This is a genomic window from Kluyvera genomosp. 3 (assembly GCF_011765685.1).
Taxonomy (GTDB): Bacteria; Pseudomonadota; Gammaproteobacteria; order Enterobacterales; family Enterobacteriaceae; genus Kluyvera; species Kluyvera georgiana_A.
On sequence record NZ_CP050321.1, the window covers coordinates 4,755,270 to 4,767,010 of the forward strand.

Here is an 11,741-nt window from a genome sequence, read left to right on the forward strand (position 1 = left end):
TGTCGATGGAGGCGCATTATAGGGAGTTTCCTCGGGGCCGCAACCCTTAAATTGCAGAAAAATGACTGACTGCTGCATTCCACAGCAGAACCCGGCTTTATACCCATTTACACACAGAGTTATCCACAAAAATAAGGATCTCTTGCGATCATCACTTCGTTTTACCCCTCGTCTATAAAGCTGAAATTATCGAATTAAGGGAAAGAGAAAAATTCGCGAGCGTTGCGCAAACGTTTTCGTTACAATGCCCCCGCAAAACAAGGATGCCCCATAAGGGGCGTTAGCTGAGTTTTTAGCCAAGAATTCACCTAACGCTCTCTGTAATAGTCAAATCCAGGGGATTTACCATGCAACAACGTCGTCCAGTCCGCCGCGCTCTGCTCAGTGTTTCTGACAAGGCCGGTATCATCGAATTCGCTCAGGCACTTTCCGCACGCGGTGTGGAGCTGCTGTCAACGGGTGGCACCGCGCGCCTGTTAGCGGAGAAAGGTCTGCCAGTGACCGAAGTTTCCGATTACACCGGCTTCCCGGAAATGATGGATGGACGCGTAAAGACCCTGCATCCAAAAGTACACGGCGGCATCCTCGGTCGTCGCGGCCAGGACGATGCCATTATGGAACAGCACCACATCGCCCCTATCGATATGGTTGTCGTTAACCTGTATCCGTTCGCCGAGACCGTTGCCCGCGAAGGCTGCTTGCTGGAAGATGCAGTAGAGAACATCGATATCGGCGGCCCGACCATGGTGCGCTCTGCTGCTAAGAACCATAAAGACGTCGCCATCGTTGTTAAGAGCAGCGACTACGACGCCATTATCAAAGAGATGGATGCCAACGAAGGCTCTCTGACCCTCGACACCCGTTTCGATCTCGCGATTAAAGCCTTCGAACACACCGCCGCCTACGACAGCATGATCGCCAACTACTTCGGCAGCATGGTTCCGGCCTACCACGGTGAAAGCAAAGAAGCCGCCGGTCGCTTCCCGCGTACGATGAACCTGAACTTCATTAAGAAGCAGGATATGCGCTACGGCGAGAACAGCCACCAGCAGGCTGCCTTCTATATAGAAGAGAATGTGAAAGAAGCATCCGTTGCCACCGCACAGCAGGTTCAGGGCAAAGCACTCTCTTATAACAACATCGCTGATACCGACGCAGCGCTGGAGTGTGTAAAAGAGTTCAACGAGCCAGCCTGCGTGATCGTCAAGCACGCCAACCCGTGCGGCGTGGCGGTAAGTACCTCTATTCTCGATGCTTACGACCGCGCCTATAAAACCGACCCGACCTCCGCGTTCGGCGGCATCATCGCTTTCAACCGCGAGCTGGATGCCGAAACCGCGCAGGCCATCATCTCCCGTCAGTTCGTGGAAGTGATCATCGCCCCATCCGCAAGCGAAGAAGCGCTGAAAATCACCGCCGCCAAGCAGAACGTCCGTGTTCTGACCTGCGGACAATGGGCAAGCCGCGTTCCGGGCCTGGATTTCAAACGCGTTAACGGCGGTCTGCTGGTTCAGGACAGGGATCTGGGTATGGTGAGCGAAGCTGAACTGCGCGTGGTTTCCAAACGCCAGCCGACCGAGCAGGAACTGCGCGATGCGCTGTTCTGCTGGAAAGTGGCGAAGTTCGTGAAATCCAACGCCATTGTGTATGCCAAAGAGAACATGACTATCGGCATAGGCGCAGGCCAGATGAGCCGCGTGTACTCCGCCAAAATCGCTGGCATTAAAGCCGCTGACGAAGGTCTGGAAGTGAAAGGCTCAGCCATGGCTTCCGACGCGTTCTTCCCGTTCCGTGACGGTATTGATGCCGCTGCCGCTGTCGGCGTGAGCTGCGTTATCCAGCCTGGCGGTTCGATTCGCGACGAAGAAGTGATTGCCGCCGCCGACGAACACGGCATTGCGATGATCTTCACCGACATGCGCCACTTCCGCCATTAATTCAGGGAGCAGACGATGAAAGTTTTAGTCATTGGTAACGGCGGGCGCGAACACGCGCTGGCCTGGAAAGCCGCACAGTCCCCGCTGGTTGATACCGTTTTTGTCGCACCGGGTAACGCCGGTACCGCGCTGGAGCCCGCGTTGCAGAACGTGGCTATCGGCGTCACCGATATTCCGGCGCTGCTGAGCTTTGCCCAGAACGAGAAGATTGATCTGACCATCGTCGGCCCGGAAGCGCCGCTGGTGATTGGCGTGGTCGATGCGTTCCGCGCCGCAGGTCTGAAGATCTTTGGCCCAACCGAAGGTGCCGCACAGTTGGAAGGCTCCAAAGCCTTCACCAAAGATTTCCTCGCCCGTCATCATATCCCGACGGCGGAGTATCAGAACTTTACCGAGGTTGAGCCTGCCCTGGCTTACCTGTGCGAGAAAGGCGCACCGATCGTCATCAAGGCTGACGGTCTGGCTGCCGGTAAAGGCGTTATCGTGGCGATGACGCTGGAAGAAGCCGAAGCTGCCGTTCATGACATGCTGGCGGGTAACGCTTTTGGTGATGCGGGACATCGTATCGTCATCGAAGAGTTCCTCGACGGCGAAGAGGCAAGCTTTATCGTGATGGTCGACGGCGAGCACGTGCTGCCGATGGCCACCAGCCAGGACCACAAACGCGTAGGCAACGGCGATACCGGCCCGAACACCGGCGGCATGGGGGCTTACTCTCCGGCTCCAGTGGTAACCGATGAAGTGCATCAGCGCACCATGGAACGCATCATCTGGCCTACCGTGAAAGGCATGGCGGCGGAAGGTAACACGTACACCGGCTTCCTGTATGCGGGTCTGATGATCGACAAGCAGGGCAACCCGAAGGTAATCGAGTTCAACTGTCGCTTTGGCGATCCGGAAACCCAGCCGATCATGCTGCGCATGAAGTCGGACCTGGTGGATCTGTGCCTGGCCGCCTGCGACGGCAAGCTGGATGAGAAAACCTCTGAGTGGGATGAACGCGCCTCGCTGGGTGTGGTCATTGCCGCCGGAGGTTATCCGGGCAACTACAACACCGGCGATGAGATCCACGGCCTGCCGCTGGAATCCTCAACTGACGGCAAAGTCTTCCACGCAGGCACTAAGCTCGCCGACGACGACCGTGTGCTCACCAGCGGCGGCCGCGTACTGTGCGCGACCGCGCTGGGTCACACCGTGGCTGAGGCGCAGAAACGCGCTTACGCCCTGATGACCGACATTCGCTGGGACGGCAGCTTCAGCCGTAACGACATCGGCTGGCGCGCCATTGAGCGTGAGCAAAACTAACGGCTGAGTTTAGCCAGCAGCGTTTTGCGCGTAATGCCCAATTGACGGGCGGCTTCCGTTTTGTTGCCGCCCGTTTTTTCCAGCGCCGCCAGAATCACCTCTTTCTCCACTTCCACCAGCGGTTGAATCACATCATCGGATGATGAGGAAGCATTCAGCAACGTACCGACAATCGCCAGCGGTAGCTCGCGCTCGGATATATACTCTCCCGTGAGCAGTACCACCGCCCGCTCCACCGCATTTTCCAGCTCGCGAATATTGCCCGGCCAGTCGTAATGGATTAGCAGATCCATCGCCTGTGGGGTAAATCCCTGTATCGTTTTGCGGTTACGTTCGCCGTAACGCTGGAGAAAATAGTGCGCGAGCGACGGGATATCTTCACGACGCTGACGCAGCGGCGGCATTTCGATGGTGACCACGTTCAGACGGTAGTAGAGATCCTGACGGAAGCGTCCGGCGCTGACCTCTTCGGCCAAATCTCGATGGGTAGCAGCAATCAGCCGCACATCAACCGACACGGTCTGATTGCTGCCCACACGCTGCACCTCACGTTCCTGAATCGCCCGCAGCAGGCGCACCTGCATCAGCGGCGAAATATCGCCAATTTCATCGAGGAATAAAGTGCCGCCATCCGCTTCGACAAAACGCCCTTCCCGACGTTTATCCGCGCCGGTAAACGCGCCTTTTTCGTGGCCGAACAGCTCGGACTCCAGCAGAGACTCATTGAGCGCCGCACAGTTTAGCGTGACCAGCGGCTTATCGCTGCGCGCGCTGCTGGCGTGAAGCGCGCGGGCAACCAGTTCTTTCCCGGTCCCCGATTCACCGTGGATTAAGACGGTCGCATCCGAAGGCGCTACCAGCGCAATCTCGTTAAGCAACGCTTGCATCGCCGGGCTGTCGCCCACCATGCCAAACGTCGCGGCCGGGGTCATCGTGAGACCGCCTTCCGATTGCCGGGTATGCGCCAGCGCATCAGCCAGCGTCTGCTGCAGGCTATCAAAATCAAGCGGCTTCACCAGGTAATCCAGCGCGCCGGATTTTAGCGCCTCCACCGCCGTTCCCACGCTGGAGTAGGCGGTCATGATCAGCACCGGAATCGACGGGTTGCAAGCCTTGATCTCTTTTAGCGTGGCAATCCCATCCATCTCCGCCATGCGGATATCGCAAAGCACCAGGTCAAACACCTGCTGACGTACCTGCTCCAGCGCCTGCAGGCCGTTATAAGCCACCGACACCTCATAGCCCCAGCCCCGCAGTAACGCCTGTAAGATAGTGCAGTGGCTGATGTCGTCATCCACCACCAGAATCGTGACCTTTTCCGCCATCATCCTTGTTCATCCTTCTGTTGCCCATTGACCGGCAGAGTGAGGGTAAAGGTCGCCCCCTTGCCGGGTGAACTCTCAACCTGAATGGTCCCGCCGTGCTGCTCAACGATATTCTGCACCACCGCCAGCCCCAGCCCGGTACCGTCAGCCTTGGTCGTGAAATACGGGGTGAAGATGGCCTGTTTTTGCTCTTCCGTCATCCCTTTACCGCTGTCGGTTACGCTCAGCTTAATGCTTCCCTCTCCTGCCTCGTTTACCGCGACCGTAATCTCCCCATCACGGCCAATCGCCTGGATAGCGTTAAGGTAGAGATTTAGCAGTACCTGATTCAGGCGATCTGGGTCCGCCTGAATCCGCCGTAGCGCCGGCCTGGCGGTAAAATGCAGCTGAATATCCCGACCTGATGCATCCTGACTCACCAACTGAAGCGAATGGGCAATAACCTCGGTGAGATCCACGGGCTGCCATTTTAAATGCGCCGGACGTACCAGCTCCAGCAGTTCACTCACCACCCTATTCAGTCGATCGGCCTCTTTCGCCATTACCTGCGCCAGCGCGTAAGCCTCACCACCTGGTGGAGTACGTTCGGCAAAATATTTCGCCAGACCTTTAATCGAAGAGAGCGGATTACGGATTTCATGCGCCACGCCGGCGGCCAGATGGCCCAGCGCCACCAGTTTCTCCCGGCGATGCGTCGCTTCCAGCAGTTGTCGGCGCGAACGCTGATAGCGCCGGAACCAGAACTGAGCAAGCAATGTGGCAACCATGACTAACAGAGCGGCAAACAGCATAACCACCATGTTGCGCTGCGCACGAGCCTGCTCGGCGTCCATTTCCCGGCTATCAAACGCGATAAAGATAACCTGCGGCGTATCGACAACGTCACGGCGCATCATCATGCGCATATGGTGACCGCGAGTCGCGTCCAGAGGGCGAAACTGGCGATAGATTTCCAGCGCCGGTTCCGGTGTCCCGGTACGTCGCCAGCGCTCTTTGTCGCTGACCTGAAGCGCACGCATCTCGTCCGGCTGATACAGCGTTTTCCCCACCTGTTGTGGATCGCTATGCGCAATCACCTTCCCCTGCTCATCGGTGACGGCAAACCACAAAACGCCAGGCTGCCAGGCCATCTCCTCCAGCATGGACTGAAGCTGAGCGTGATGCATACGCATACCCATTCCGGCGCGCGTACCAGACTCCAGCGCGCTCACCAGCACGCGCCCCTTTTCGTGCAGCGCTTGCTGCGCGGCGGCGTTTTCACGGCCATAGTCACGAACGATCAGCACAGAGAACAAACACACCAACAGCAGAATCACGCCAGTCAGTAACCAGCTCAGGCAAGTCGCGACCGAATCCTTCTGTAATCGTATAAAGCCCATGGGGTTTCCTTCTTTGCTCTTTGCTTTCCTGCAGCAGAAATCATGCCAGCTTTTCTCGCCCACAACCCGGCCAGTCGGCGCAGACATCAAGATAAAGCGAGTAAAAATGACTCGCCTGGATAGCGCGATCGCGTCATTTTTACTCGCTTCTCTCGCCACATATCGCCCAGCGCCGCGATTTTCGCGGCTCGGGAAGCTGGCACAGAAGATGCAATAGCTAAGGTGACCACACTACAGGAGAATCCACCATGAAACGGAACAACAATTTAGCTTTTGCACTACTGACTTTTGCGGCGTTGACCTTCACTAGCGGCGCCGCGCTGGCTGGCCCGCATCATTGGGGGAATAACAGCGGCAACATCGACGGTTACAGCCAGTTAACTGATGCCCAGCAGGCCACCGCACAGAAGCTGCACAATGACTTCTACAACCAGACCAGCGCGCTGCGCCAACAGCTCACCTCTAAACGCTATGAATACAATGCGCTGCTTACCGCCGATAAGCCAGACAGCGCGAAAATTGAGGGCGTAGCGCAGGAGATAGAGACGTTACAGCAGAAGCTGGATCAGCAGCGGGTGAAGTTTGATGTCGCCCTGGCACAGGCCGGCATTCCCCGCCACGGGGGTATGGGAATCGGCTGCCAAGGGGGGAACGGACACATGGGCGGCATGCACCGCTGGTAACGCTTAGAAGTTTTTTTCCGTCGGCTGCCAGGTGCAGTAGTCCTCATTCGCCACCAGCAGCAGCTGGGAGCCTTCCGGGGCTTCCAGCCAGGCGATACTGACTTCAGCAGAAGAACGGCTCTGACGGCTGGCGATATGCCCTAACGCGCGGGCGTCGAAATCCGGTTTCACCGTTTCGCCTTCGCAGGTCGTTACCGACTGATCGGCGTGCCAGCGCCCCTGTCGCAGCACAACTTTCCCCAAACGCAGCGCATCGCTGGTCTGGCGAATCTGTTCGGCGCGATAGCGATAAAGCGCGACCTGGTCGCTGGAGAGCTGCTGTTTTTGCCCATCCATCTCACGCTGCATAAAGCTCAGTTCGCCATTGCGATCGAAACGGGCGCGGATGTGTTCGGTGGGTTTGCCGTAGATATTCAGTTCGATCAGTTGCAGTTGATCGTTCTGCCAGCGGTATTCGCTGGTTGAAGTGCTACCGCTATGCCACGGACTAAAGGTGGCCAGCAGGTGTGTCTCGCCGCCGCTATCTTTACGCCAGATGCGCACCGCGCCCTGGGTGTCAGCATAGCCGCTGGCGGTAAACGGAGGCAGTTCGCTGTTATGGCTACAGGCGGTAAGCAATAAGATGCCCGCCAGCCCCGAAAAGCGACGCCAGATGAACGAAAGGGGCGAAACCGCCCCTTCTTTAAAACTGTTCACTGCCACGCAGTCTTACTTAACAGCGTCTTTCAGTGCTTTACCAGAAACAAATGCCGGCACGTTAGCAGCGGCGATTTTGATTTCTTTACCGGTCTGCGGGTTGCGGCCAGTACGCTCAGCGCGGTGGTTCACTTTGAAGGTACCGAAACCAACCAGCTGTACAGCATCGCCTTCTTTCAGAGACTCAGTAATAGCAGCCAGGGTGGATTCCAGCGCTGCTTTAGCCTGGGTTTTAGACAGTTCAGCCTTGTCCGCAATTACATCAATCAGTTGAGTCTTGTTCATAAGTTATCCTTACAATGTGTTTATCGCTTGCTAAGCATCGAGTGCGACGAAAATGCCAGAAAAGCACTCTCCTGCATACACGCACCGATAGCCACTTTTTTTCGCCCTCCAAATGTAGACCAGACGGGGGGCAGATGTGAAGCCTTCAGGCGTGACAATTCAGGCGGTAAATCACGTTTTATTGTCTCATTGCTGAAAAATTATACCAATATTGCTTTCTGCGGCCTCGCGGAGGTCTGCGCGTAGCCCTTTAATCAGTTCAATATCGCGTTCTTCACACTCGGCTAAAAGGCGGAAAATCTCCCACTGAATGTCCCATTCTTGCTCTACCGCGGGGTTTAAACGCAGCTCTTCGTCGGTCATTTCACGACCAGCCTGGGTCATTTCTAACATTGCAACGGTGGTAATAGAACTCTTACTGACTTCGATCGCATGTTCGAGGGTTTCGCCGCTCAAACGCGAATGTATTAATTCGCTCAATGCAACGCAGGCATCGATCGCCGGATAAACACCGTACATGTCATAATCGTCCGCCGCCGGAATCGCCTCTTCCAGCTTTTCCAACTGGCTGTCGAAATTCACCTTCGCGTCTTTGACCGTCAGCGTTTCCCAGATGAGGTCAAGAATGCGTCGGTACAGCTGTGGCTCGCCAAATTCCGCCTCTTTGCAGAACATGGCGTAGTTTGGGTACATGCGTTCACACAGACAGGCCATAAAGGTGACGTGCTGCCAGCTTTCCAGCTTCTCCAGACGCAGATGAATCGGGTTTTGTAACATGATGAGTTCTCAAATACGGAAATTAGCGGCAGTTTACCTGATATGGGGCATTTTTGCTGCAAGCCGCGTAAAAGCCGGCCGCTCGGATGCCACCGCATCCGCCCAGCGCGTCGGTTCCGGCAGGCGATAACCCTGAGTGCAGCGCTGTACCCAACCCAAAGCGCTCTGCAGACTGACGCGATGGCCCGTAGAGATAAACAGTGGGTTACAGCGCGCTTTACTGCGCCAGACCCACGCCAGCTGTTCGTCTTTGTCCATCAGCGGCGCCAGCGCGCCCACCTCTGAAGAAGGCAGTTCGTACTTACCGCACAGGCGTTTTTTCGCCACGCCGATGGTCGGCACGTCCACCAGCAGACCAAAATGGCTGGCTACGCCAAGACGGCGCGGGTGGGAAATACCGTGGCCATCGACAAACAGCAGATCCGGCTTGTGCGAAAGCTGCTGCCAGGCGGCCATCAGCGCCGGGGTTTCACGAAACGAGAGGAAACCCGGGATGTAGGGCATGGTGGTGGCGATGCGCGCCACCTGATACTCCACCAGCTCGAGCGTAGGGTATTTCAGCAGCACCATCGCCGCGCGCGTTACTTCACCGCCCTGCTCAAAGCCTACGTCAGCCCCGCCGATCAGATCCGGCGGATCGCTAATAAAACGATCGTCACGGATCACCGATGAAGCCAATTCCAGCTGCTGCGCGCGCAGCGAGGCGAGATCCATTAGCGGTGGTACTGCGCCGACAGACGGTGTACTGCCTCGACAAAGACGCCCGCATGTTCCGGCGGCACGTCCTGATGAATACCGTGGCCGAGGTTGAAGACATGGCCTTCGCCCTGACCAAAACCGGCCAGAATCGTCGCCACTTCTTCCTCAATGCGTGCCGCAGGCGCGTAGAGCATAGATGGGTCCATATTGCCTTGCAGCGCCACCTTATGGCCCACGCGACGACGCGCATCGGCGATATCGGTGGTCCAGTCGAGACCCAGCGCATCGCAGCTGGTTTCCGCCATTGCTTCCAGCCATTGCCCACCGCCTTTGGTGAACAGCGTTACCGGTACGCGACGACCGTCGTTCTCACGCAGTAGGCCATCGACGATTTTATGCATGTAGTACAGGGAGAACTGCTGGTAATCGCGGCCAGTGAGCACGCCGCCCCAGGTGTCGAAAATCATCACCGACTGCGCGCCCGCTTTAATCTGCGCGTTCAGATACAGCGTGACGCTCTGCGCCAGCTTATCAAGCAGCAGATGCAGCGCTTTAGGGTCGGCATACATCATCTTTTTAATCACGGTGAAGGCCTTGCTGCTGCCGCCTTCGACCATGTAGGTTGCCAGCGTCCACGGGCTGCCGGAGAAACCGATCAACGGCACTTCACCCTTCAGCTCGCGGCGGATGGTCCGCACCGCATTCATCACGTAGCCCAGTTCACCTTCTGGATCCGGAATCGGCAGTTTTTCAACGTCGGCTTTGGTCGTAATTAGCGAGGTAAAACGCGGGCCTTCTCCGGCTTCGAAGTACAGCCCCAGCCCCATCGCATCGGGAATAGTCAGGATATCCGAGAACAAGATCGCCGCATCGAGCGGATAGCGGCGCAGCGGCTGCAGCGTCACCTCACAGGCCAGCTCGGCGTTTTTGCACAGCGACATAAAATCGCCAGCCTGGGCGCGGGTCGCTTTGTACTCCGGTAAATAGCGGCCTGCCTGGCGCATCATCCATACCGGGGTGACGTCTACGGGCTGGCGCAGCAGCGCACGCAGGTAACGATCGTTCTTCAGTTCGCTCATTTTTACATTCCTTTAGCGTTGATGCGCCTATTGTAACATGTCAGTCGTAATCAGCCCGACACATTGCCACAGTATCTTCGATCAGGCGACGCGCGACGGTGCCCGGCGGCGGTAGAAGCGGCAGATCGTCATAGCGATACCAGTTAGCGTTAAGCAGCTCTTTCGGATCGATGACGATATCGCCGCTGTCGTACTCCGCCATAAACGCCGTCATCAGCGACTGCGGGAACGGCCACGGCTGCGAAGTAATATAGCGCAGGTTTTTCACCTTAATGCCGCTCTCTTCCATCACCTCACGCGCGACCGCTTGCTCTAAGGTTTCCCCCACTTCGACAAAACCGGCCAGCACGGTATGCACGCCGTTGCGGTGGCGAACATGCTGGGCCAGCAGGATGGAATCCTCACGGCGGATCGCGACGATAATGCAAGGGGCAATTTGCGGATAGTAACGTTCGCGACAGTGGCTGCACAGCATCGCCCACTCGGTTTTACTCGGATGCATGGTGTGGCCGCAGTAGCCGCAGAACTTATGCGAGCGATAAAACTCAGCCAGCTGTACGCCGCGTCCGGCGAGTTGAAACAGCCCCACATCCTGGTCGAGCACCTGGCGCACGGTGCCCATATCATGGCGGCGTTGCTGCTGTACCAACCAGACAGGAGAGCCTTCCCACTCGCCAATCTGGAGTGCGCGCTGGCCCACAAGATCGAAATTTACCGCTTCGCCAATTGGTATTTCCCCACCGGGCAACCATAATTTTTGTTCGTGGCTGACGATCCACCAGCCGCGATCCGATTTTTCAATAATACGATCCATATCTCTTGCGCTACCTTTGCTTCACAGGCATGTTGTTAACATTATTATTACATAATGACGTGAGCAGATTTTAATCTTATCGATGCGGGGTCAACCTATGTTAAACCAGTTAGAAAGTCTAAAAGAGCGAATTCATGGACACCACAGACTGGTCGACCGTTGGCTGAATATTCGTAAGCACCTGCTCGTGGCTTACTACAATCTGGTTGGCCTTAAGCCTGGCAAAGAATCATTTATGCGTCTTAATGAAAAGGCGCTTGATGACTTTTGTCAGCGGCTGGTCGACTACCTTTCTGCCGGTCATTTCAGTATTTATGAACGTATTATCCATAAAATGGAAGGCAACAGTCCGCTTTTAAACGCCAGCAAAATCTGGCCGCTGCTGGACGCCAATACCCAACAAATTATGGACTACTACGACTCTGCGCTGGAGAACGCTATCGACCAGGATAACGTGTATGCGTTTCAGCAGGCGCTGTCCGATATTGGTGAAGCGCTGGAAGCCCGTTTTCTATTAGAGGATCAGCTCATCATGCTGACCTTCGAGGCCCTCGGCCAGGATGAAATAAAACGCCCGGCTTGAGATTTGCCGCATTAACGAGTAGTTTACAATCATTACCTCTAAGATAGAGGTTACTTCTTGTCGGAGTGCCTGGTGCGCAAGCACGGGCTGAGACCGTTAATTCGGGATCCGCGGAACCTGATCAGGTTAAGACCTGCGAAGGGAACAAGAGTAATTCAGCTTTATGCTGCTGCCTTTAC

Annotated in this window: 12 protein-coding genes and 1 riboswitch; of the genes, 4 read left to right on the top strand and 8 right to left on the bottom strand. The window is 56.3% G+C overall.

All coding sequences use genetic code 11. The annotated features are described in order from the left end of the window. Window positions 1-347 precede the first annotated feature (347 nt). Together purH and purD are read left to right on the top strand one after the other, a co-directional pair. Window positions 348-1,937: a bifunctional phosphoribosylaminoimidazolecarboxamide formyltransferase/IMP cyclohydrolase gene (gene purH, locus GY169_RS22145; RefSeq protein ID WP_167577138.1), complete on the top strand. Its 1,590-nt coding sequence runs from the start codon at window positions 348-350 to the stop codon at window positions 1,935-1,937. 15 nt (window positions 1,938-1,952) lie between these two features. Beyond that, window positions 1,953-3,242, top strand: coding sequence for a phosphoribosylamine--glycine ligase (purD, locus tag GY169_RS22150; protein WP_167577139.1), 1,290 nt, complete (start codon window positions 1,953-1,955; stop codon window positions 3,240-3,242). Here purD and zraR read toward each other — a convergent pair. Together zraR and zraS are read right to left on the bottom strand one after the other, a co-directional pair. Next, window positions 3,239-4,570: a sigma-54-dependent response regulator transcription factor ZraR gene (gene zraR, locus GY169_RS22155; protein ID WP_167577140.1), complete on the bottom strand. Its 1,332-nt coding sequence runs from the start codon at window positions 4,568-4,570 to the stop codon at window positions 3,239-3,241. The genes purD and zraR overlap by 4 nt on opposite strands. Beyond that, on the bottom strand, window positions 4,567-5,946 hold the full coding sequence (gene zraS, locus GY169_RS22160) for a two-component system sensor histidine kinase ZraS (protein ID WP_167577141.1): 1,380 nt from the start codon (window positions 5,944-5,946) through the stop codon (window positions 4,567-4,569). Before zraS ends, zraR begins: the two co-directional genes overlap by 4 nt. 248 nt (window positions 5,947-6,194) lie before the next feature. Between zraS and zraP the strand changes: the two genes are divergently transcribed. Continuing rightward, a complete protein-coding gene (zraP, locus tag GY169_RS22165; protein ID WP_167577142.1) occupies window positions 6,195-6,629 on the top strand; it encodes a zinc resistance sensor/chaperone ZraP in 435 nt (144 codons plus the stop codon). Between the two features lie 3 nt (window positions 6,630-6,632). Here the strand turns inward: zraP and GY169_RS22170 are convergent, their stop codons facing one another. The 6 genes from GY169_RS22170 to nudC form a co-directional block, all read right to left on the bottom strand. Next, window positions 6,633-7,325 carry a DUF1481 domain-containing protein gene (locus tag GY169_RS22170; RefSeq protein WP_163449391.1) on the bottom strand — a complete coding sequence of 231 codons (693 nt, stop codon included), beginning with the start codon at window positions 7,323-7,325 and terminating at the stop codon, window positions 6,633-6,635. Window positions 7,326-7,337: 12 nt separating this feature from the next. Further along, window positions 7,338-7,610: a nucleoid-associated protein HU-alpha gene (hupA, locus tag GY169_RS22175; RefSeq protein ID WP_001044509.1), complete on the bottom strand. Its 273-nt coding sequence runs from the start codon at window positions 7,608-7,610 to the stop codon at window positions 7,338-7,340. Between the two features lie 186 nt (window positions 7,611-7,796). Further along, on the bottom strand, window positions 7,797-8,387 hold the full coding sequence (locus tag GY169_RS22180; protein WP_065358223.1) for a YjaG family protein: 591 nt from the start codon (window positions 8,385-8,387) through the stop codon (window positions 7,797-7,799). A 33-nt stretch (window positions 8,388-8,420) separates the two neighbouring features. Then, window positions 8,421-9,101, bottom strand: coding sequence for a deoxyribonuclease V (gene nfi / locus GY169_RS22185; RefSeq protein ID WP_167577143.1), 681 nt, complete (start codon window positions 9,099-9,101; stop codon window positions 8,421-8,423). Then, window positions 9,101-10,165, bottom strand: a complete 1,065-nt coding sequence (gene hemE, locus GY169_RS22190; RefSeq protein WP_167577144.1) for a uroporphyrinogen decarboxylase — start codon at window positions 10,163-10,165, stop codon at window positions 9,101-9,103. The genes nfi and hemE overlap by 1 nt, the downstream gene beginning before the upstream one ends. A 40-nt stretch (window positions 10,166-10,205) precedes the next feature. Next, window positions 10,206-10,979 (bottom strand): NAD(+) diphosphatase, encoded by a 774-nt coding sequence (gene nudC, locus GY169_RS22195; protein ID WP_163449382.1) that lies wholly within the window; start codon window positions 10,977-10,979, stop codon window positions 10,206-10,208. A gap of 97 nt (window positions 10,980-11,076) precedes the next feature. Between nudC and GY169_RS22200 the strand changes: the two genes are divergently transcribed. Then, entirely contained in the window at window positions 11,077-11,562 is a 486-nt protein-coding gene (locus tag GY169_RS22200) for an Rsd/AlgQ family anti-sigma factor (RefSeq protein ID WP_064546558.1), read from the top strand. A gap of 51 nt (window positions 11,563-11,613) precedes the next feature. Next, window positions 11,614-11,723, top strand: a riboswitch (TPP riboswitch). Window positions 11,724-11,741 lie beyond the last annotated feature (18 nt).